The sequence below is a fragment of the Halopseudomonas sp. genome (assembly GCF_038130085.1).
In the GTDB taxonomy this organism is placed as follows: domain Bacteria; phylum Pseudomonadota; class Gammaproteobacteria; order Pseudomonadales; family Pseudomonadaceae; genus Halopseudomonas.
This window is the reverse complement of record NZ_JAYPMU010000002.1, coordinates 141,728-163,023: the sequence shown is the minus strand read 5'-3', so window position 1 is coordinate 163,023 and position 21,296 is coordinate 141,728. Positions and strand designations below refer to the sequence as shown.

General features: G+C 57.7%; 18 protein-coding genes. 3 read left to right on the top strand and 15 right to left on the bottom strand.

Translation table 11 applies throughout. The features are described 5' to 3' along the window. Nucleotides 1-48 precede the first annotated feature (48 nt). Both sufB and iscR read right to left on the bottom strand, forming a co-directional pair. Nucleotides 49-1,485 (bottom strand): Fe-S cluster assembly protein SufB, encoded by a 1,437-nt coding sequence (gene sufB / locus AAFM31_RS02295; RefSeq protein ID WP_341706272.1) that lies wholly within the window; start codon nt 1,483-1,485, stop codon nt 49-51. 107 nt (nt 1,486-1,592) lie between these two features. After that, nucleotides 1,593-2,075, bottom strand: coding sequence for a Fe-S cluster assembly transcriptional regulator IscR (iscR, locus tag AAFM31_RS02290; RefSeq protein WP_341706271.1), 483 nt, complete (start codon nt 2,073-2,075; stop codon nt 1,593-1,595). A gap of 230 nt (nt 2,076-2,305) precedes the next feature. Here iscR and AAFM31_RS02285 point away from each other — a divergent pair, with 230 nt between their 5' ends. Then, a complete protein-coding gene (locus tag AAFM31_RS02285; protein ID WP_341706270.1) occupies nt 2,306-3,736 on the top strand; it encodes an aldehyde dehydrogenase family protein in 1,431 nt (476 codons plus the stop codon). A 93-nt stretch (nt 3,737-3,829) separates the two neighbouring features. On the opposite strand, the gene htpG is transcribed toward AAFM31_RS02285, so the two are convergent. The 4 genes from htpG to AAFM31_RS02265 form a co-directional block, all read right to left on the bottom strand. After that, nucleotides 3,830-5,734 (bottom strand): molecular chaperone HtpG, encoded by a 1,905-nt coding sequence (gene htpG, locus AAFM31_RS02280; RefSeq protein WP_341706269.1) that lies wholly within the window; start codon nt 5,732-5,734, stop codon nt 3,830-3,832. A gap of 115 nt (nt 5,735-5,849) precedes the next feature. After that, complete coding sequence (locus AAFM31_RS02275; RefSeq protein WP_341706268.1) at nt 5,850-6,719, bottom strand: hypothetical protein; 870 nt, start codon at nt 6,717-6,719, stop codon at nt 5,850-5,852. A 124-nt stretch (nt 6,720-6,843) separates the two neighbouring features. Beyond that, a complete protein-coding gene (locus AAFM31_RS02270; RefSeq protein ID WP_341706400.1) occupies nt 6,844-7,284 on the bottom strand; it encodes a PaaI family thioesterase in 441 nt (146 codons plus the stop codon). A 2-nt stretch (nt 7,285-7,286) separates the two neighbouring features. Next, on the bottom strand, nt 7,287-7,754 hold the full coding sequence (locus AAFM31_RS02265) for a PaaI family thioesterase (RefSeq protein WP_341706267.1): 468 nt from the start codon (nt 7,752-7,754) through the stop codon (nt 7,287-7,289). Between the two features lie 149 nt (nt 7,755-7,903). On the opposite strand from AAFM31_RS02265, the gene AAFM31_RS02260 reads away from it, so the two are divergent. Both AAFM31_RS02260 and AAFM31_RS02255 read left to right on the top strand, forming a co-directional pair. After that, nucleotides 7,904-8,095, top strand: a complete 192-nt coding sequence (locus AAFM31_RS02260; protein WP_341706266.1) for a hypothetical protein — start codon at nt 7,904-7,906, stop codon at nt 8,093-8,095. A gap of 42 nt (nt 8,096-8,137) precedes the next feature. Then, nucleotides 8,138-8,557, top strand: a complete 420-nt coding sequence (locus tag AAFM31_RS02255; protein WP_341706265.1) for a hypothetical protein — start codon at nt 8,138-8,140, stop codon at nt 8,555-8,557. 43 nt (nt 8,558-8,600) lie between these two features. On the opposite strand, the gene AAFM31_RS02250 is transcribed toward AAFM31_RS02255, so the two are convergent. From AAFM31_RS02250 to AAFM31_RS02210, 9 genes are all read right to left on the bottom strand, one after another. After that, entirely contained in the window at nt 8,601-8,993 is a 393-nt protein-coding gene (locus AAFM31_RS02250; RefSeq protein WP_341706264.1) for an MAPEG family protein, read from the bottom strand. Beyond that, the gene (locus tag AAFM31_RS02245; RefSeq protein WP_341706263.1) at nt 8,990-9,736 is read right to left on the bottom strand and encodes a DUF599 family protein; all 747 of its coding nucleotides are present in this window, start codon (nt 9,734-9,736) and stop codon (nt 8,990-8,992) included. The genes AAFM31_RS02250 and AAFM31_RS02245 overlap by 4 nt, the downstream gene beginning before the upstream one ends. Nucleotides 9,737-9,795: 59 nt before the next feature. After that, nucleotides 9,796-11,106: a branched-chain amino acid transport system II carrier protein gene (brnQ, locus tag AAFM31_RS02240; RefSeq protein ID WP_341706262.1), complete on the bottom strand. Its 1,311-nt coding sequence runs from the start codon at nt 11,104-11,106 to the stop codon at nt 9,796-9,798. Between the two features lie 74 nt (nt 11,107-11,180). Further along, nucleotides 11,181-12,989: a DUF4153 domain-containing protein gene (locus tag AAFM31_RS02235; RefSeq protein WP_341706261.1), complete on the bottom strand. Its 1,809-nt coding sequence runs from the start codon at nt 12,987-12,989 to the stop codon at nt 11,181-11,183. A gap of 115 nt (nt 12,990-13,104) precedes the next feature. Then, entirely contained in the window at nt 13,105-13,986 is an 882-nt protein-coding gene (gene sucD / locus AAFM31_RS02230; RefSeq protein ID WP_341706260.1) for a succinate--CoA ligase subunit alpha, read from the bottom strand. Continuing rightward, the gene (gene sucC, locus AAFM31_RS02225; protein ID WP_088274119.1) at nt 13,986-15,152 is read right to left on the bottom strand and encodes an ADP-forming succinate--CoA ligase subunit beta; all 1,167 of its coding nucleotides are present in this window, start codon (nt 15,150-15,152) and stop codon (nt 13,986-13,988) included. Before sucC ends, sucD begins: the two co-directional genes overlap by 1 nt. A gap of 293 nt (nt 15,153-15,445) precedes the next feature. Next, nucleotides 15,446-16,882, bottom strand: a complete 1,437-nt coding sequence (lpdA, locus tag AAFM31_RS02220; RefSeq protein ID WP_341706259.1) for a dihydrolipoyl dehydrogenase — start codon at nt 16,880-16,882, stop codon at nt 15,446-15,448. A gap of 91 nt (nt 16,883-16,973) precedes the next feature. After that, nucleotides 16,974-18,200: a 2-oxoglutarate dehydrogenase complex dihydrolipoyllysine-residue succinyltransferase gene (gene odhB / locus AAFM31_RS02215; RefSeq protein WP_341706258.1), complete on the bottom strand. Its 1,227-nt coding sequence runs from the start codon at nt 18,198-18,200 to the stop codon at nt 16,974-16,976. Between the two features lie 36 nt (nt 18,201-18,236). Next, nucleotides 18,237-21,074 (bottom strand): 2-oxoglutarate dehydrogenase E1 component, encoded by a 2,838-nt coding sequence (locus AAFM31_RS02210; RefSeq protein WP_341706257.1) that lies wholly within the window; start codon nt 21,072-21,074, stop codon nt 18,237-18,239. Between the last annotated feature and the right edge of the window lie 222 nt (nt 21,075-21,296).

Genomic DNA, 21,296 nt, shown 5'->3' with positions numbered 1-21,296 from the left:
TATGCCTAATAAATTACTTTAACCGTTTCGAGCTGCGCCAACCGGCGATCAGCCCACAGAACCTTCGAGACTGACTTCAAGCAGCTTGCCGGCTTCCACCGCAAACTCCATGGGCAGCTCTTTGAACACCTCGCGGCAGAAGCCGTTGACGATCATCGAGACCGCCTTCTCGGCATCCAGACCACGCTGCTGGCACAGGAACAACTGGTCATCGCTGACCTTGGAGGTTGTTGCCTCGTGCTCCACAACGGCGCTCGGGTTCTTGCTTTCGATGTACGGGAAGGTATGCGCACCGCAGCGGTCGCCGATCAGCAGCGAATCGCACTGGGTGTAGTTACGCGCCCCTTCAGCACCGGGGTTGATGCGCACCAGGCCACGATAGGCGCTGTCGCTGCGGCCGGCAGAGATACCCTTGGCAACGATTGTCGAACGGGTGTTCTTGCCAAGATGAATCATCTTGGTGCCGGTATCGGCCTGCTGGAAGTTGTTGGTCAGCGCCACCGAGTAGAACTCGCCCACGCTGTTGTCCCCCTTGAGGATGCAGCTCGGGTATTTCCAGGTCACCGCTGACCCGGTTTCAACCTGGGTCCAGGAGATCTTCGCATTGGTATGGGCAATGCCACGCTTGGTCACGAAGTTATAGATGCCGCCCTTGCCTTCCGCGTTGCCCGGATACCAGTTCTGAACGGTGGAGTACTTGATCTGGGCGTTATCCAGGGCGACCAGCTCAACCACTGCGGCGTGCAACTGGTTCTCGTCGCGCATCGGTGCAGTACAGCCTTCCAGGTAGCTGACGTAGGAACCCTCGTCGGCAACGATCAGCGTGCGCTCAAACTGCCCAGTATTCATCTCGTTGATGCGGAAATAAGTCGACAACTCCATCGGGCAACGCACGCCCTTGGGGATATAGACGAAGGAGCCATCCGAGAACACCGCGGAGTTCAGCGCAGCATAGAAGTTGTCTTTCTGCGGTACGACACTGCCCAGATACTGCTTGATCAGCTCTGGATACTTATGCACTGCCTCGCTGATCGGGCAGAAAATCACACCGGCTTCGAGCAGCTTTTCACGAAAGGTAGTAACGACCGAGACCGAGTCAAAGACCGCATCAACGGCGACACCTGCCAGCATTTCCTGCTCGTGAAGCGGGATACCCAGTTTTTCGTAGGTGGCCAGCAGCTCTGGATCCACCTCATCGAGGCTCTTGGGCTTGCTGTCCATGCTTTTGGGCGCGGAGTAATAGGACACCGCCTGGAAGTCGATTTCCGGGTAATGCACATGCGCCCATGTTGGCTCTTCCATTTCCTGCCAGGAACGGAATGCCTTGAGTCGCCATTCGAGCAACCACTCAGGCTCCCCTTTCTTGGCGGAAATGAAACGGATAACGTCTTCATTCAGCCCAGGAGGCAGAGTCTCGGACTCGATGGACGAGTGGAACCCGGCCGCATAGTCCTTCCTGATCAGGCTTTCGACTTCTTCAGTCACGGTATCACCTCAATCTTGCAACCGCCGCTTCAGACGGGGTCGCCACTTCTTGATTCAGGCATGCGTCCGCCCTTGGGCGCCACATGCATGGAGAGCTCTGCGACTCTTTATATAATTCGTTCGAGCGCGCTCACGGTGCTCCGCACCTTTGAAGCGCAATGATCCTGACGCGAGCTAACACGCTGAATATCTTCGCGTGACACCAGGTCAGCCAGGCTTATCTCGTCGAGAAACTGGCGTAGTCTGGTACTCAGGTCAGACCACAGATGGTGGGTCAAGCAGACCGCACCGTCCTGGCAGTCACCCTTGCCCAAGCAGCGCGTCGCGTCCATCGAGTCATTCACCGCCTCGACGATCTGTGCAACGCTGATTGCCGCCGCGCCACCCGCCAGCTTGTAGCCGCCGCCAGGACCGCGAACACTCTCAACCAGCTTGCTGCGACGCAGCTTGGCAAACAGCTGTTCAAGATAGGAAATGGAAACGCCCTGGCGCATTGAAATGTCAGCCAGCGTGATGGGGCCCTGGTCCTCGTGTAACGCCAGATCCAGCATGGCTGTGACGGCGTAACGCCCCTTGGTGGTCAATCGCATAGACGCTCTCGAGCGGATAAATTCACCGGGGCACTATGCAATATCCAAGCATTTCAGTCAAGTATTCAGTCTTTTCGAGCGCCCGTATTATAGAGCCATGCGAGTTGTATCGAAAGGCGACAACCGCGCGTCAATTACACTGCTTCACAAGAAATCTGCTGCTGCGCTGTCAGCGACAATGCTAAGGTTGAACGCCTAAGCAACACCCCAACAACAAGGAGCCATGCAGAATGAGCCATTACCAGCAGTTCTACATCAACGGCCAATGGGTTGCCCCGAAGGGTACTCAGACCCTCGATGTCATCAACCCTGCCACCGAAGAAGCCGTTGCGACCATTGCCCTCGGTAACAAGGAAGACGTTGATCTGGCTGTCGCCGCCGCCAAGGCCGCCTTTGACAGTTACTCCCAGACGACTCGTGAAGAGCGTATCGCTCTGCTTGAGCGCGTCATCGAAGTATTCAAGAAGCGCATGGGTGATGTTGCTGTCGCGATCTCCCAGGAGATGGGCGCGCCCGCCAAGCTGGCTCAGGCCGCTCAGGCACCTTCCGGGCTCGGCCACTTTGCCGCAGCGCTCGGCGCACTGAAAGAGTTTGAATTCGAAGAAACCATCGGCACCACGCTGGTAACCAAAGAACCTATCGGTGTCTGCGGCCTGATCACCCCTTGGAACTGGCCGATGAACCAACTGACCTGCAAGGTCGCCCCTGCCCTTGCCACCGGCTGCACCATGGTGCTGAAGCCGTCGGAAGTTGCTCCACTGTCTGCGCTGATCCTGGCCGAAATTCTGGATGAAGCCGGCGTTCCGGCTGGCGTCTTCAACCTGGTCAACGGCGACGGCCCAACCGTCGGTGCCGCCATGTCCGGCCACCCGGATATCGATATGATGTCCTTCACAGGCTCTACCGGTGCTGGTCGCCAGGTCATGGCCAATGGCGCTCAAACCATCAAGCGCGTGGCTCTGGAGTTGGGCGGCAAGTCGGCCAACATCCTGCTTGACGACGTCAACTTCGAGAAGATGGTTGCTCACGGCGTCATGTCCTGCATGAACAACAGCGGTCAATCCTGCAACGCGCCGACGCGCATGCTGGTCCCGAACAGCCGCATGGATGAAGTTGCTGCGATCGCGCAGGCAGTCGTGTCCAAGGTCAAGCCGGGCGACCCGAATGCAGCTGACACCGTCATTGGCCCGGTCGTGTCGAAGGCTCAGTGGACCAAGATTCAGGACCTGATTACTACCGGCATCGAAGAAGGTGCCAAGGTTGTCGCTGGCGGCCCGGGCCGCCCGGACGGCCTGGACAAAGGCTACTACGTCAAGCCGACCATCTTCAGCCACGTCAATAACGAGATGACCATCGCCCGTGAAGAAATCTTCGGCCCCGTGCTGTCGATCATCGGCTATGAAGATGAAGACGACGCGGTACGCATTGCCAACGACACTCGCTATGGCCTGTCCGGCTATGTCTCCTCAAGCGACCTTGACCGCGCACGTAACGTCGCTCGTCGTATCCGCACCGGCATGGTTCACCTGAACGGCGCCCAACTCGACCCGCGCGCGCCCTTCGGCGGCTACAAGGAGTCCGGCATTGGCCGCGAGTGGGGTCACTACGGCTTCGAAGACTTCCTCGAGGTCAAGTCGATCTTCGGTTACAACCAGGCTTGATCCTGTCGTACCGATAACAAAAAGCCTCTGTCCTTTCGGGCAGAGGCTTTTTTATTGCCAATGCATGGGCGCCTCAGCGCCCATAGCATCTGCTTAACGGCTCAGCTCAACCAGCAGCGTATTGAGACGACGCACATACGCGGCCGGATCATTCAGCGACTCACCTGCCGCCAAAGCAGCCTGATCGAACAGGATGCGGCTCAAGTCAGCAAAGCGCTCTTCATCTGCCTCCCGGTCCAGCCGATCCAGCAGCGGATGCGCCGGATTGATCTCAAGAATCGGCTTGCTGTCCGGCGCCTTCTGGCCGGTCGCCTCCAGAATGCGGCGCATCTGCAGCCCCATGTCGTCTTCATTGATGACCAGCACGGCTGGCGAATCGGTCAGACGATGGGAAACACGCACTTCCTGGAGGTCGTCCTTCAACACATCCTGAATGCGCTTGACCAGGTCTGCCTTCTCCTGCGCAGCCTTCTCCTGCTCCTGCTTATCTTCCTCTGCTTCGAGCTTGCCGAGATCCAGATCACCACGGGCAACATCAACGAACTGCTTGCCCTTGTAATCACTGAGGTGACTCATCAGCCACTCGTCAATACGATCAGTCAGCAGCAGTACTTCAATGCCCTTCTTACGGAAGATTTCCAGATGCGGGCTGTTCTTGACCTGAGCATAGCGCTCGCCAGTGAGGTAGTAGATCTTGTCCTGCCCTTCAACCATGCGCTCGAGGTAGGCATCCAGACCGACGACTTCACTGTCGTCATTCTGCGCAGTTGATGCAAAACGCAGCAGACCAGCGATCTTTTCGCGATTAGCGAAGTCTTCTGCCGGCCCTTCCTTCATCACGCTGCCAAAGGCCTTCCAGAAGGTCGCGTACTGATCGGCGTCCTTCTTGGCCATCTTCTCCAGCATATCCAGCACACGCTTGGTCAGCGCCGACTTCATGCTGTCGATGGCCGGATCCTTCTGCAGAATCTCACGCGATACGTTCAGAGACAGATCATTGGAGTCAACTACACCTTTAATAAAGCGCAGATACAGCGGCAGGAACTGCTCTGCATCGTCCATGATGAACACGCGCTGAACATACAGCTTGAGACCACGCGGCGCTTCGCGCTGATACAGGTCGAACGGTGCACGGCCCGGCACATACAACAAACTGGTGTACTCAAGCTTGCCTTCAACCTTGTTGTGGCTCCAGCTCAGCGGGTCTTCGAAGTCGTGGGCTACGTGTTTGTAAAACTCTTTGTACTCTTCGTCCGACACCTCTGTGCGGCCGCGAGTCCAGAGCGCACTGGCGCGGTTTACGCTCTCCCATTCCGGTTCGGCGGGCGCGTCCTTTTCCTCGCCGTGATGCTGCTTCGGCAACTCAATCGGCAGGGAAATATGGTCCGAGTACTTGGTGACAACATTGCGCAGGCGGAAGCCATCCGCAAACTCGCTCTCTGCGGCCTTCAGATGCAACACGATTCGGGTGCCGCGTTCGGGCTTCTCGATGGTTGCGATACTGAACTCGCCCTCACCTGCCGACTCCCAGTGCACGCCCTCGCTGGCAGTCAGACCAGCGCGACGGGTAAAGACTTCCACCTTGTCGGCGACGATGAACGCACTGTAGAAGCCGACCCCGAACTGGCCAATCAACTGCGAGTCTTTCTTCTGATCGCCGGTCAACTGCTGCATAAAGGCGGCAGTACCCGATTTGGCGATGGTCCCCAGGTGGTCGATCACCTCCTGGCGAGACATACCGATACCATTATCTTCGATGGTCAGGGTATTGGCTGCAGGATCTGCACTGATACGAATGCGCAGCTCAGGCTGATCCTCGAGCAGCGCCGGAGTGGCGATCGCTTCGAAGCGCAACTTATCAGAGGCATCCGATGCGTTGGAAATCAGCTCGCGAAGAAAGATTTCCTTGTTCGAGTACATCGAATGAATCATGAGGTGAAGCAGCTGCTTTACCTCAGTCTGGAATCCGAGTGTTTCCTTATGAGCGTCCACGGTCATAACGAAGTGTCTCCAATGATGCAGTTCATGGCGAAGCCGGGCATTCCGGCGATGCATCTAGAGATGGGGACAATTTGAATAGTTTCAAGGCCCTGCAAGCAGCTCACTGAACAGATCAGCGGCGTGCACGTGACTCGATGAGCGCAATGTCTTCCGGGTGAAACTGAAAATCCACCTGATTGGCGCCCTGGGGCAGGGACAAAACGATGCGCCTGTCGCCGGTAACGTCCTTCAGCACACCTTCAAAGCTGCGCCCTGCTACCGTAAGCACTCGGGTCGGTTGCCCGATAAAGCGTACAGGTCGCTCCAACAGGGTCTGCAAACTCAACTCTTGCCAGCCCTGCGGTTGCACTGGCGCTGGAGCCTGCTCAACTACGACTGGCGCAGGCGCGTTAAGGGACTTGCCCAACCACTCAGGCTGCCCATCCAGCACTATGCGTCCGGCAAGGCGAGTAGCATGCTCGGCAGGCAGATGCAGATGCACCGTCATGTCTGTTTTATCTGCCCCCACTGGCGCCAACGCAATACTCAAGGTGTAGGCGGAGGGAATGCGGCGCAAACCGGGTGCAGTAAGGGCACCGGTATACCACTGAATAACGACTTCAGGCCATGGACCATCATCACCCGGCAACAGGTCGATTGCAGTACCCTGCAGCAGCGAGGCCGCCTTATCGAACCGCACAACTAGCGAACGCCGCGTGCGGTTGCCCGCTGACTCGGAAAAAACCAGCTGATCGCCACGCCAGTAAACCTCATTCGGAACAAAGGGCTGTCCCATCAGGGTACCGGCAAGCTCTGCCTCAGTGGATGCGCTGGCCCAGTCACCGCTGAGCAGACGCTCGAAACGTTCCGGCTGATCGCGATACAGCAACGCAACACCAACAACCACTGAAGCCAATGCCAGAACCAGCAGCACACGCGGAAACACCGGGTACCCCCGACCACGCAGAAATGGCGTGACCACCGGTAACAAGGTGGCGACCATAAGGGGCCCTGGCCCGAGGCCAAGACTGCCAAACACCAACCATGCCCAAGACACAGCCAGCGCCACCATTCCACCCAGTATTAACAAGGCTTCCATGTCGCCTGATCTACTCCCGATAACCGATCTAGTCCAGCTTGAAATGTGCTCGCGCGGTGGCAATTGGCTCGCTTGAATGCGTTTGCCAGGCCGTAATCGCGACATTGCCAACACGTCTGCCCTGACGCCAGACCTGGCAGGTCGCATAGGTATCACGGTACAACCCGGCGCGGAGGTAATCCACCGAAAAGTCGATGATTTTAGGAAACACCTCACTGTTCATGAACATCATGAGGTGAAGCATCGCAGACTGCTCCATAAACCCGGCAATAACACCACCGTGCAACGCTGGCAGTACCGGGTTGCCAATATTGACCTCTTGGCGCGGCAGCGTGAAGAACGCTTCGTTGCCCAGACGCGTGACCTGCATGCCGATCATGCGGGCGTAGGGGATCAACTCAACCAGTTGGTTGTAATCGCCACTCTCATGCGCCTGATTGATGATTTGCTGCACGTGGCGCTCACTCAGGCTCATGCATCCCCCTTATCAATCTGCTTCGCCAGATCCGCCTGATCTACTGCCTTACCCATGCGCATAAAGGTACCCACCACATGCGCGATGGGCTGCGCACGATCATCCTGGTAAGCGATACCGCGCGTAAAAATGACTGTCGGCGTCACGCGATAGCATTCAGCAAAACCAAAGATCGGCTTACCCGGCTCTGCCGGATGCATGTAGTCGATACGCAAATCGAGTGTCGGGCAAATCTCGAATTCAGGCAGGTAGCAAACCGTGGAAATACCGCAGCAGGTATCCATCAGGGTTGTAATCGCGCCACCATGAATGACACCCGTTACCGGGTTGCCAACAATCTGCTCACTGTAGGGCAACCGCAGCACCAAGCCTTGCTGGTCAGCCTGCTCAACCGTCATCTGCAGATGCTGGCAATGGCGCAACGCCGACAGAAAATTGCGTGCGCGCAGTTCGATTTCACTCATGAACGGGACGACCCTGACAAGGTTATTCGATAAGGCTGAGCATAGTACCCAGAACGTGGACTAGACTCCATAAGTTGGCCACACATTGAACTTTGCCACCCATAACCGGCACTAACCCATTGAATCCACTGACCAGCAGGAGTGATCAGATGAATCATAAGGGATATGTCGCTGCGGCTTTGGCGTTGACTGCCAGCCTTTGGCTAACCGGTTGCCAGCAAGAACCGGAGGACAAGTTGGAAGACGCGAAGCAGTCAATGTCCGATGCGGTACAAAGCATGGGCGAGGCAGCAGAGAGTACGGGTGAGGCCATCGAGCAGAAAGCCCAAGAAGCACAATAAGAAGGGGCAACGCTAACGCCCTGACTATCAAGGAGAGAACCGATGAAAAAAGTAGCAGCTGCATTCGTACTGATGGCTGGCGTAGGTCTGCTGGCTGGTTGTCAGGAAAGCGCCGAGGACAAAATGCAGGACGCCCGCGAGTCCATGTCAGACGCGGTCGACAGCATGAAGGACGCCGCACACGACGTCGCCGAGGCAACCGAACAAAAAGCGCGTGAAATGACGGGCAATGAGCAGACCGCCGGCGAAGTGCTGCAGGAAAAGGTTGAGGCGGCAGGCGAGCAAGTTCAGGAAGCGTACGACGCGACCAAGGAGAACGTTCAGGAAGCCTATGACGCAACCAAGGAAAACGTTCAGCAAGCGTATGACACATCCGCAGAGTACGTAGAAGAGAAAGCGGATGCTGTTCAAGAAGCGGCGACCGACTCCAAAGACGAAATGGAGAAAGCCATGGAGGAATAATCTCTGTGGTGCAGGCATGCCGCCCGGCATGCCTGCCTTCACGTCACGCCAGCGCCGGAATTAGCAGCAGTCCCAAGCAGCAAATAAACCCGGCGACCCACACCAGGCTGCGCAATGCGGCCAGATTCATCAGGTAAAACGCGCTGTAAGCCAGCCGGCAGCCGATAAATAGCAGACAAAACACGTTGGCCAGACTGCCACTGGTGCCTGTCACCAGCACTACCAGCACCCCGGCAGCAAACAGCGGAAATGCCTCGATCATATTCTGATGCGAAGCCAGTGCTCGAGCGCCCCACCCCGTCAGCGCGGCCTGCTGCGCACGCGGGTTAGCATTGTCGTACCCTTTTCCAGAGCGGCCCTGCGCAACAGCAACAGGGACCTTGGTCAGTACCAACAGCAACGCAGCAATAAACAAACTCCAGAGAGGCACGCTCATTCCGTTTTCTCCATTTGTACGGCAGGTGGTATCGGCGCAGGGCTGAACATCATGATGTGCAGCACATCCGAATGAAATTCTCGGCGATACAGTACCACCACCACGCCAGCGACAGTCAGGATAAACAGCAGCGGGTTGATGAACCAGGTAAGTGCGCCCAACGCGAAATAGTAGGACCGCAGCCCGAGGTTGAACTCGTTTCCGGCCATGGAGAGCACTCGCGCCATCCGCTCGGCATAAGCATTACGCTCTGCCTCAGTCACATTCTTCTCACCCAGCAGAGGCGCAGACCCCAGCAGTACAGACGCAAAATTGTACTGCCGCATGCCCCACGAAAAGGTAAAAAACGCATAAACAAAGATTGCCGTGAGCACCAGCAGCTTAAGCTCGAATATTTCGCGGCTGACCTGAGCGACAAAGGGCAGTTCGTGCAGCAGTACCACCGCCTTGTCTGACGCCCCGATCACGGTGATCAGACCAGCCAGAATCAGGAGCGTGCTGGATGCAAAAAAGGAGGTATTGCGCTCAAGGTTACCAATGACACTGGCATCGGCCATACGCTGCTCGCGCATCAGCAAGCGGTTCATCCAATCGCGACGGTACAGATGAAGCACACTGGCCAGGCAAGCCGTATCACGCCCCTTGCGTAAGGCATACAGGGTGTAACCCACCCAACACAGCAAAAACCAGCTGATCGCCAGCAGGTTGACCCAAACACTTCCCGCATCCGGAATCGACAGCATTACCTCTCCTCAGGTACCACCAGCACGTCTTCAATCGGGCACCAGCAGCGCCCGATCATTTAGCGACGCAGACTGCCGTGACGCAGATACTCAAGGAGTATAGCTGCCAGCAAGGTAACCGCGACCGGCAGCAACCATCCCAGGCTCTGATCAGACAACGGCAGCGCGTCAATCCAGGCGCCGGCGCTGCTGATAAGCCCGGCCGCCTTCAAACCATCAATCACACCGAACACCAAGGTAACCAGCATCACCGGTCGCATCAGGTTCTGCGGACGAGTCATACCAGCGCACAGCAGGCTCATGCAAACCAGCACGATGGCCAGCGGATATAGGCCAACCAATACCGGAATAGACACACTGATCAAGCTATCGAGGCCCTGGTTGGCAACAATCATGCTGAACAGACCAAACACCCAAACCACCGACTGATAGCTGACTGGCAGCAGGCGGCTGAAATACTCGCCACAGGCAGTCAGCAGGCCCACCGCCGTGGTCAGGCACGCCAAAATGATCACCAGCGCCAACAAAGCGCTGCCAGCTGTGCCGAACCGGTGCTGAACGTAGGACGCCAAGATCTGCCCGCCGTTGACGCCGGACTCCACCAACGCCCCACTGGTGGCGCCCAGGTAGAACAACGCCAGATAAACCAGCGACAAACCGGCAGCGGCGATAATCGCTGCCAGAACGGTATATCGGGTAATCAGACGGTTCTCGGTTACCTCGCGGTCACGAATGGCCGTCGTAATAACAATACCGAATACCAGCGCGCCCAACGTGTCCATCGTCAGATAGCCCTGCAGGAAGCCCTGAATCAAAGGCGCAGAGCGGTACTGCTCGGCCGGTGCATGCATCTCACCTGCGGGGAACAACAGCGCAGCCAGCCCCAGCAGGAACAGGCCAGACAGCAGCACCGGGGTAATGTACTTACCGATGCGGTCGACCAGTTGCCCAGGCTTGAGAGCCAGAAAGATGACCAATGCAAAATAGATAACGGAGTAACCCAGCAAAGCCTGCCAGCCGTCCTGTACAAAAGGCACGACTCCAATCTGATAAGAAACAACGGCAGTGCGTGGCGTAGCGAACAAGGGGCCAATCGCCAGATAGACCAGTACACTGAGAACCACTCCGGCAACCCGGCCAAGGGGGCCAGTCAGTTGCGCAAGACCTCCCCCAACCCGCGCCAGGGCAATCAGCGTCAGCAACGGCAAACCAACAGCGGTAATCAGAAAGCCGACTGCAGTCGGCCAAATATTCTCGCCGGCGGCCAGCCCAGCGCCCGGCGGAAAAATCACATTACCTGCGCCCAGAAATAACGCGAAGGTCATAAACCCGAGGGCGAGAATATCAATGGGTGTAAGTTGTTTGGTCATAACGTCTTATATGAATGTTCGCTGTACGAGTAACAAATCCCTGTACCCTCGAACATGAGTTGAAGCACCAGAGGCTACCGGCAGCTGTCGGTAGACCACATGGTCGTCGGAATACGAATCTGGTCAAAAACCAGATCACGCAACTTTTTGGCCGCGAATTCTACCCTGTTCTGCACAACAGCATCGAACAAACCCGCTGGGCGGTCATCAACTTCCGCGCAGCCAGCCACCGCCTGAGGGCGCCCCAGCTGCCCGCGGGCAACCCAGTTCCCATGCTCGTCAGCCAGCCAAATTCGGCCAAAGGGCATCGGCTCGATGAGCTCGCGACTCAGCACTACAAACGCCATCGCACCCTCCTCGTCCGGCCGGAACGCCCACAGCAGGCAGGCGTTCGGGTCGGCAACCTGAGTGCTGCAGCCAGCCATGGCCGGCTCATCAGCCAAGCGATCCAATAGCGTATCGGGCAAGGTAATGCCCGGGGGAAAAACCGGTAGAGCCGACAGCACCTGATGCTGTCGAGATTGACTGTCCTGCATACGCCCCAGTGCCTGCAGCGCCATAGCGGCGCGCCTTTGCGCCGCGCTGTCGTCCCCTGTTGGGCGACGTGCCAGCTCGGTCAATGCGGCTACGCCATAACCGCCCCCTTGCCAGGCGAGGAAATTAATGAGCGCCTGTTCACTGCCTTGTCCGGCGTTCAGGCGCGCCATCTGGCTATCTACGCTCAGCCGCCGCGGATCCAGCGCTCCGCCCAGCAGCAACAAAATCAAGACCACGGCAACAACGGACGCAACGACGTTCGCCGCTGGCATCCAGCGCCCCGAATACCCACCGAGCAAGGTACCGGCAGCGTCGATGGCATATCCCAGCACCAGCAGCCCGACAACCGCCACGACAACCAGTGCCCAGATACGCTCAGGCGTAAGCCCATACTGATCGATACGCAGGCCCAGCGAATATCCAGCCACAACCACCATCGGCAGCAACGCGAGCTTGCCCATCGCCGTAAGCAAACGGACACCGCGAGCCTGCGTCCCGACCTCAACACCGCCCCGCGAGGCGAGATTGAGCAGCAACAGGCTGAGCACGACGAACCAGAGCAAAAGGCTCGCAGCCCGCCCCGTCGATAAAAGGCCACCTATGCCTTGCACCGCCCAACTGGACACGAAGCAGATAGCAAGCACCGCGGCGAGCGGATACAACCAGCCACCCAGCTGCCGAGAACGCAGATAGATAAAATCAGAGACCCTGTGCGTGCGCACGACAACCGAAACCGCATGCGAAAAAACCAGCGTGCTCAAGGGGATTGAGAACCACGCTTCCTGAATCAGCTCCGACAGAAAGCGCAATTCAACCAACTGGAACAAGCCGGCCGCAGAGGCTAGCACGCCCCAGAACAACGCAAGCACCAATCCAGCCTGGAGCAACAGCAGCGCATTGCGCTGCAGGGCGTCCACCCAGTCTCCATAGTCGACGCGCCATGTCTTACGCTGCAGCAACGCCAACGCCGGGACCAACAAAAATACGGCAATAGCCAGGATCAGCGCGGGCGCCAGATAGTCGCCAACATGCGCGGGCGTCCAGTCGCTCGCGACATCACCACGCCTGCCGATACTACTGGCAGTCAAACCTTGATGCAGACCGACTAAAGCCGAAACGCTGGCTACGCTGATGCTGAGCAGCCAGCGCTTGACTGCCATCGCATCGCTTGCGCAATAGAAACTAAGGGGCAAAAAGACCATTACCATGAACAGCGGGATATAGGCCGCCGCATGGGTAGCCGGCCAGACACTCAACTCTGCCGACTGATATAAACCGTACGCCAGGATCGCCTGCAACCCGCCCACCATCAGATGCAAAACACTGATCCGGTCAAATGCCTTCATATGCAATTTTTCCTGAGAGCAACAGGGCCACCAAACCCTCTGACGTAAAAAGTGTGGCAGATAAAACAAAACCCCGCCGAAGCGGGGTTTTGTCACTACCTGTGACCGATGAAGCTTACTTCATGGTCCAGCCAGTCAGTTCAGCCAGCGCAGCGCCGATGTCGGCCAGCGAGCGAACAGTTTTAACACCGGCATCTTCCAGAGCAGCAAACTTCTCGTCTGCAGTGCCCTTGCCACCGGAAATGATCGCACCAGCGTGACCCATACGCTTGCCTGCCGGAGCAGTAACACCAGCGATGTAGGAAACAACCGGCTTGGTGACGTTGGCTTTGATGAACGCTGCAGCTTCTTCTTCAGCGCTACCGCCGATCTCACCGATCATGACGATCGCTTCGGTCTTCGGGTCTTCCTGGAACATCTTCAGGATGTCGATGAAGTTGGAGCCCGGGATCGGGTCACCACCGATACCAACGCAAGTGGACTGACCAAAGCCGGCGTCAGTGGTTTGCTTGACGGCTTCATAGGTCAGGGTACCGGAACGGGAAACGATACCAACCTTGCCCGGCAGGTGGATGTGGCCCGGCATGATGCCGATCTTGCACTCACCGGGGGTGATAACGCCCGGGCAGTTGGGGCCGATCAGGCGTACGCCCAGTTCGTCACACTTGACCTTGGCATCCAGCATATCGAGAGTCGGGATACCTTCGGTGATGCAGACGATCAGCTTGATGCCGCCGTTCGCTGCTTCCAGGATGGAATCCTTACAGAACGGAGCCGGAACGTAGATAACGCTGGCTTCGGCGCCAGTGGCTTCAACAGCTTCAGCAACAGTGTTGAATACCGGCAGACCCAGGTGAGTAGAACCACCTTTGCCCGGAGTAACACCACCAACCATCTTGGTGCCGTAGGCAATCGCCTGCTCGGAGTGGAACGTGCCCTGCGAGCCGGTGAAGCCCTGGCAGATTACCTTGGTGTCTTTGTTGATCAGGATGCTCATTATTTACCCTCCGCGGCCTTGACGACTTGCTGGGCAGCGTCGGTCAGACTGGTTGCAGCGATGATGTTCAGGCCACTCTCGGCCAGTACCTTGGCGCCGAGATCGGCGTTGTTGCCTTCGAGACGGACAACAACCGGTACTTTAACGCCCACTTCCTTAACGGCGCCGATGATGCCTTCAGCGATCATGTCGCAGCGAACGATACCGCCGAAGATGTTGACCAGAACGGCTTGTACGTTGGAGTCGGACAGGATGATCTTGAACGCCTCGGTTACGCGCTCTTTGGTCGCGCCGCCGCCTACGTCCAGGAAGTTAGCCGGCTTGCCGCCGTGCAGGTTGACGATGTCCATGGTGCCCATGGCCAGACCGGCACCGTTGACCATGCAGCCGATGTTGCCTTCCAGAGCAACGTAGTTCAGTTCGAACTTGGCAGCGTGGGCTTCACGCGGGTCGTCCTGGGACGGATCGTGCATGGCGCGCAGCTTGGGCTGGCGATACATGGCGTTGCCGTCGATGTTGATCTTGGCGTCCAGGCAGTGCAGGTTGCCGTCTTCCTTGATCACCAGCGGGTTGATTTCCAGCAGAGCCAGATCGTAGTCGGCAAACAGCTTGCCCAGGCCTACGAAGATGTTGGTGAACTGCTTGATCTGGTCGCCTTCGAGGCCCAGTTTAAACGCCAGCTCACGGCCCTGATACGGCTGCGGACCAACCAGCGGATCGATAGTCGCCTTGAGGATTTTCTCAGGGGTCTCTTCCGCAACTTTCTCGATTTCGACACCACCTTCGGTGGATGCCATGAAGACGATGCGACGAGTAGAACGATCAACTACAGCGCCCAGGTACAGTTCCTTGGCGATGTCGGTGCAGGATTCAACCAGGATCTTGCTAACCGGCTGACCATTGGCGTCAGTCTGGTAAGTCACCAGACGCTGACCCAGCCACTTTTCGGCGAAGGCTTTTGCATCTTCCTTGCTCTTGACCAGCTTTACACCGCCAGCCTTGCCGCGGCCACCAGCGTGGACCTGAGCCTTGACGACCCACATGTCGCCGCCAATCTTGTCACAGGCTTCAGCCGCTTCTTCCGGAGTGTCTACAGCAAAACCCTTGGATACTGGAAGGCCGTATTCAGCGAACAGCTGCTTCCCCTGATATTCGTGAAGATTCATGCTTTTCTACCGTTTTGATCGTGTAGGAATTACGTTTTATAGCCACTGTCCTGGGGGACCGTAACCACCAATGCCGTCCTGCCGGAGACCTGCTGACCCGTACATGTCTCATCCTTTACATGCCCTGCTGCCTGCACTCGCCCTTCTCAACGGGCTCGTGACGGGCAAACCGGCATCCGGCAACACGGCTGACCACCCTATCGTGGCCTGGCCGATTTCTCGGCCAAAGTTGTCCTTTTAGCTGCGCCGTCGACCCGACTGTCGCATCGCGACCGTCGGGTCAGCGCGCTATATTAACGCTTCTTACGGTTGGCGACATGAATTGCGTGACCATTTACGGCCAGTGCGGCTTCATGCAGCGCCTCGGACAGCGTCGGGTGCGAGAACACCATCATGCCCAGATCTTCAGCACTAGTGCCGAATTCCATTGCGATGGCGCCCTGCTGAACCAGCTCCGCAGCGCTCGGGCCAATAACATGAACGCCGAGAACGCGATCGGTCTTGGCATCGGCAATCATCTTGACGAAACCGCCGGTGTCGTTGGCAGCAACCGCGCGGCCGCTGGCAGCAAACGGGAAGACACCGACATTGAACTCAACACCTTCGGCCTTCAGCTGTTTCTCGTTCTTGCCGACCCATGCGATTTCCGGGTGGGTATAGATAACCGACGGGATCAGATCGTAGTTCATCGCAGCCTTGTGGCCAGCGATGCGCTCGGCGACCATCACGCCCTCTTCTGACGACTTGTGGGCCAGCATCGGGCCGCGAACCATGTCACCAACGGCGTAAACGCCCGGTACGCTGGTCGCGCAGTAGTCGTCGACATAGACCATTCCGCGCTCGTCGAGGTCGACACCGCAATCAGAAGCCAGCAGGTTCTCAGTGTAAGGACGACGGCCAACCGCAACGATCAGCTTGTCAAACGTCAGCTGCTGCTCGCCTTCGCTGTCGGTAAAGGACACGGTGACCTGCTTGCGCTTGATTTCGGTACCGGTCACACGTGCACCCAGACGAACCTGGAGACCCTGCTTGGTGAAGGTCTTCAGGGCTTCCTTCGCGACCTGCTCATCGGCCAGGCTCAGGAAGGAATCCAGTGCTTCGAATACGACCACTTCAGCGCCCAGACGGCGCCACACGGAGCCGAGCTCCAGACCGATAACACCGGCGCCGATGACACCCAGTTTCTTGGGCACAGCGGTGAAGTCCAGGGCACCAGTAGAGTCAACAATGATGTCGTCAGTCAGCGGAGCCGGCGGGATGTTGATCGGCACGGAACCTGACGCGAGGATGACGTTTTCAGCCTCCAACACAGTGACGGTGCCATCCGGCGCGGTCACTTCCACTTTCTTGCCAGCCAGCAGCTTGCCGTGGCCTTCAATGCTGGTCACGCCATTGGCTTTGAACAGAGTGGCAACGCCGCCGCTGAACTGCTTGACGATCTTGTCCTTGCGCTCGACCATCGCCGGGACATCCATGCTGATGCCTTTGACGTCGATGCCATGGACCTTGTAACCCTCTTTGGCCTCGTGGTACTTCCAGGTGCTGTCCAGCAGCGCCTTGGAAGGAATACAGCCAACGTTAAGGCAGGTACCGCCAAGGGCGTTCTTGCCGTCCTTGCCAACATACTTCTCGATACAGGCGGTCTTCAGACCCAGCTGTGCTGCGCGGATGGCTGCAACGTAACCGCCGGGGCCCGCGCCGATAACTACCACATCGTATTTCTGACTCATGAGCAAATCCTCTGTTGGCAGCAGAACTCAAAGCGGAGCCCGGCACTAGGTGCCGGGCGAGTAATCTACTGCTGAAAACCCGTGTTACCGATCAAACGTCCAGCAACAGACGAGCCGGGTCTTCCAGCAGGTCCTTGATCGCAACCAGGAAGCTCACCGCTTCCTTGCCATCGATCAGACGGTGATCGTAGGACAGCGCCAGATACATCATCGGCAGGATAACAACCTGACCGTTGACCGCCATCGGACGCTCCTGGATCTTGTGCATACCCAGAATGGCTGCTTGTGGCGGGTTGACGATCGGCGTGGAAACCAGCGAACCAAATACGCCGCCGTTAGAGATGGTGAAGGTACCGCCAGTCATCTCTTCCATGGTCAGCTTGCCGTCACGCGCCTTGCGACCGTAGTCAGCAATGGTGCCTTCAATATCAGCCAGGCCCATGTGCTCGGTGTTGCGCAGGATCGGCACAACCAGGCCGCGGTCGCTGGATACGGCAACGCCGATGTCCTGGTAGCCGTGGTAAACGATGTCGTTGCCATCGATAGAGGCGTTAACTGCCGGATAGCGCTTCAGCGCTTCAGTAGCAGCCTTGACGAAGAAGGACATAAAGCCCAGACGAACGCCGTTGTGCTTCTTCTCGAACAGATCTTTGTACTTGCTGCGCAGGTCCATGACCGGCTTCATGTTGACCTCGTTGAACGTGGTCAGCATCGCCATGCTGGACTGAGCATCAACCAGGCGCTCGGCGATACGAGCACGCAGGCGGGTCATAGGCACACGCTTCTCAACGCGATCGCCCTCGCCCAGCGCAACGGCAGCAGCAGGCGCAGCGGCGGCAGGTTTCGCGGCCGGAGCAGCGGGTGCGTTCTTCTTCGCTTCGATAGCGTTCAGAACATCTTCCTTGGTCACGCGACCGCCCTTACCAGTACCCGCAATATCAGAGGCGGCCAGGCCGTTCTCTTCAGCCAGCTTGCGTGCAGCTGGCGACAGCAGCGGCTCTTCGCCAGCTTCTTCTGCAGCAGCAGGTTCTGCCTCTGCAGCAGCGGCGGCCGGCTTGGCAGCCGGCGCAGCAGCGGTTTCACCCGCTTTCAGGGTGCCCAGCACTTCACCGCTCAATACGGTATCACCTTCGGCTTTGGCGATATCGCCCATTACACCGTCAGCTTCTGCCAGTACTTCCATTACAACCTTGTCGGTCTCGATATCTACCAGCAGCTCGTCGCGCTTTACCGCATCGCCAGGCTGTTTGTGCCAAGTGGCAACAGTGCCGTCAGCAACCGATTCCGGAAAAGTAGGGGCTTTGATTTCAATAGCCATTGTCGATCCTTATTAATCTCTGTTGTCTGGCGTAGCTCAGACGGTAAAGGCGTCTTGCAGGAGTTTTTCCTGCTGTTCAGCGTGCATGGAAGGATGGCCGCAGGCAGGCGCGGCAGAAGCCTCACGTCCAGCGTAGTCCAGATACAGATTCTTGGTCTTGTGCTGAGCAACGACCCGACGCATGTGATGCTGGCTGCAGTACCAGGCACCCTGGTTCATCGGCTCTTCCTGACACCAGACAATCTTCTTCAGATTCTTGTACGGTGCCAGCGCTTCAGCCAGATCGTCCTCAGGGAACGGATACAGCTGCTCGATGCGAACCACAACGGTGTTGTCCAGCTCTTCGTTGCGACGCTTCTCCAGCAGGTCGTAGTAGACCTTGCCGCTACACATGATCACGCGATCCACCTTCTTCGGATCGATTGCATCAATCTCGGGGATCACGGTCTGGAAGGACCCTTCGGCCAGCTCTTCCAGTGTTGAGGTAGCCAGCTTGTGGCGCAGCAGCGACTTCGGAGTCAGAGCGATCAGCGGCTTACGCAGCGGACGGATTACCTGACGGCGCAGCATGTGATAAACCTGAGCCGGGGTAGACGGCACACACACTTGAATGTTGTGCTCGGCGCTCAACTGCAGGAAGCGCTCAAGACGCGCAGACGAGTGCTCTGGGCCCTGCCCTTCATAACCGTGCGGCAGCAACATGGTCAGACCACACAGACGCCCCCACTTGTGCTCGCCACTGGTGATGAACTGGTCGACCACAACCTGAGCGCCGTTGAAGAAGTCACCAAACTGGGCTTCCCAGATCACCAGCGCGTTCGGCGTGGTGGTCGCGTAACCGTATTCGAAGGCCAGTACAGCTTCCTCCGAGAGGAAGGAGTCGTAGATATCGAAACGCGGCTGGTTATCGCTCAGCTTGCGCAGCGGCACATAGGCGCGACCATCGTTCTGGCTGTGCAGCACAGCGTGGCGGTGCGAGAAGGTACCGCGGCCAACGTCCTGACCAGTGATGCGCACGGGGTGACCTTCGTGCAGCAGCGTGGCGTAGGCCATGGTTTCCGCGAAGCCCCAGTTCAGAGCAAGCGCGCCAGCGGCCATCTTGCGACGGTCTTCAACGATCTTGCCAACCTGACGCTGCAATACCAGACCATCCGGCAGATCGGTCAGGCGATTAGCCAGCTCCTGCAGGGTTTTCAGGTCAAAGCTGGTGTCGTGACGGGCAGTCCACTTGTGGTTCAGGTACGGTGTCCAGTCAACGAACGAGCTGCTATCAGGCTCTTTGACCAGGCTCTTGACCACGTGGTCGCCGTTGTCCAGCGCGTTGCGGTATTCCTCGAAGTAATCCTGCACATCTTCCTTGCTCAGCACGCCCTCAGCGACCAAGCGCTCAGCGTACAGTTCGCGAGTAGTTGCGTGCTTGGTGATTACTTCATACATCAGCGGTTGGGTGCCGGACGGCTCGTCGGCTTCGTTGTGACCACGACGACGGTAGCAGACCATGTCGATGACAACGTCACGCTTGAACTGCATGCGGTAATCAACAGCCAGCTGAGTCACGAACAGCACTGCTTCCGGATCGTCACCGTTGACGTGGAAGATCGGCGCCTGAATCATCTTGGCGACGTCGGTGCAATACTCGGTGGAGCGCGCATCGTCCTGACGGCTGGTGGTGAAACCAACCTGGTTGTTGATGACGATGTGGATGGTGCCACCGGTCTTGTAAGCGCGGGTCTGGGACATCTGGAATGTCTCCATGACCACACCCTGGCCCGCGAACGCCGCGTCGCCATGAATGCTGATCGGCAGAACTTTGTCGCCGGTTACGTCCAGGCGACGATCCTGGCGAGCGCGTACAGAGCCCTCAACCACGGGAGAGACGATCTCCAGGTGCGACGGGTTGAATGCCAGCGCAAGGTGAACTTCACCACCGGAAGTCATGACGTTGGACGAGAAGCCCTGGTGGTACTTCACGTCACCTGAGCCCATGTCGACCTTCTTCTTGCCTTCGAACTCGTCGAACAGGTCACGGGGGTTCTTGCCGAGGGTGTTGACCAGTACGTTCAGGCGACCACGGTGTGCCATGCCAAGCACAACTTCCTGGGTGCCGTACGAGCCGGAGCGCTGAATAATCTCGTCCAGCATGGGGATCAAGCTCTCGCCACCTTCCACACCAAAACGCTTGGTGCCCGGGTACTTGGTGCCAAGATATTTTTCCAGACCTTCCGCTGCAGTCAGACGCTCAAGCAAATGACGCTTGGTGTCTGCTCCGAGCTGCGGCTTGCCACGCACACTCTCCATGCGCTGCTGGAACCAGCGACGCTGAGTCGAGTCGACGATGTGCATGTACTCGGCCCCGAAGGTCGAGCAGTAGGTGGACTTCAGCGCTTCCAGAATTTCACGCAGCGTCGCCTCATCCTTACCGATATGCATCTCGCCGGTACGGAATACGGTGTCCAGGTCGGCATCGGTCAGACCGTAGTCGGCCAGGGTCAGATCGACGATCTCTTCGCGCTTCCAAAGCCCCAAGGGGTCGAGATTGGAAGCCTGATGGCCTCGCATCCGGTAAGCCTGAATCAGGCGCAGGACATCAATCTGCTTCTTTTCGTGCTCGCTACTGACCGTGCCACCGCTGACAGCCTGCGGACGACGATTGCTCTTGGCGAGAAGGAGGAAGTGATCGCGGATCGCGGAGTGAGGAACGTCCGAACCGGCGTGACCGTTTACCTGCGGCAGCTTCTGGAAATAGCTTCGCCACTCTTCGGAAACACTGTTCGGATCTTGCAGGTAGAGCTCATAAAGCTCTTCAACATAGGACGCATTCCCACCATCAAGGTGAGAGGTGCTCCACAGCTGCTGCATTACGCTGTCTGGCATGCTTGGTCACCCTCTATAAGGGGACACCACCTGGCGCTAAGACCATTAATTGGCGAGTCACTTGAAGACTCAACCATCCGCGCGAAACTGCTGGCGTTGACTAGCGGCAGTGTCGCTGCCTCTAATCCTGCCGCCACCTATCCCGTTGAACGGAAAATTGCCGGCCCCGACAGATAGTTCGGGTGTTACCCGAGTGCCCCTGCTGGTTTAGGTACATACAAA

What these genes read in the sequence shown, in the direction of transcription:
- iscR (WP_341706271.1), bottom strand. Translation starts at nt 2,075, where the DNA reads ATGCGATTGACCACCAAGGGGCGTTACGCCGTCACAGCCATGCTGGAT.
- AAFM31_RS02285 (WP_341706270.1), top strand. Translation starts at nt 2,306, where the DNA reads ATGAGCCATTACCAGCAGTTCTACATCAACGGCCAATGGGTTGCCCCG.
- htpG (WP_341706269.1), bottom strand. Translation starts at nt 5,734, where the DNA reads ATGACCGTGGACGCTCATAAGGAAACACTCGGATTCCAGACTGAGGTA.
- AAFM31_RS02275 (WP_341706268.1), bottom strand. Translation starts at nt 6,719, where the DNA reads ATGGTCGCCACCTTGTTACCGGTGGTCACGCCATTTCTGCGTGGTCGG.
- AAFM31_RS02265 (WP_341706267.1), bottom strand. Translation starts at nt 7,754, where the DNA reads ATGAGTGAAATCGAACTGCGCGCACGCAATTTTCTGTCGGCGTTGCGC.
- AAFM31_RS02260 (WP_341706266.1), top strand. Translation starts at nt 7,904, where the DNA reads ATGAATCATAAGGGATATGTCGCTGCGGCTTTGGCGTTGACTGCCAGC.
- AAFM31_RS02255 (WP_341706265.1), top strand. Translation starts at nt 8,138, where the DNA reads ATGAAAAAAGTAGCAGCTGCATTCGTACTGATGGCTGGCGTAGGTCTG.
- AAFM31_RS02250 (WP_341706264.1), bottom strand. Translation starts at nt 8,993, where the DNA reads ATGAGCGTGCCTCTCTGGAGTTTGTTTATTGCTGCGTTGCTGTTGGTA.
- AAFM31_RS02245 (WP_341706263.1), bottom strand. Translation starts at nt 9,736, where the DNA reads ATGCTGTCGATTCCGGATGCGGGAAGTGTTTGGGTCAACCTGCTGGCG.
- brnQ (WP_341706262.1), bottom strand. Translation starts at nt 11,106, where the DNA reads ATGACCAAACAACTTACACCCATTGATATTCTCGCCCTCGGGTTTATG.
- AAFM31_RS02235 (WP_341706261.1), bottom strand. Translation starts at nt 12,989, where the DNA reads ATGAAGGCATTTGACCGGATCAGTGTTTTGCATCTGATGGTGGGCGGG.
- sucD (WP_341706260.1), bottom strand. Translation starts at nt 13,986, where the DNA reads ATGAGCATCCTGATCAACAAAGACACCAAGGTAATCTGCCAGGGCTTC.
- sucC (WP_088274119.1), bottom strand. Translation starts at nt 15,152, where the DNA reads ATGAATCTTCACGAATATCAGGGGAAGCAGCTGTTCGCTGAATACGGC.
- lpdA (WP_341706259.1), bottom strand. Translation starts at nt 16,882, where the DNA reads ATGAGTCAGAAATACGATGTGGTAGTTATCGGCGCGGGCCCCGGCGGT.
- odhB (WP_341706258.1), bottom strand. Translation starts at nt 18,200, where the DNA reads ATGGCTATTGAAATCAAAGCCCCTACTTTTCCGGAATCGGTTGCTGAC.
- AAFM31_RS02210 (WP_341706257.1), bottom strand. Translation starts at nt 21,074, where the DNA reads ATGCCAGACAGCGTAATGCAGCAGCTGTGGAGCACCTCTCACCTTGAT.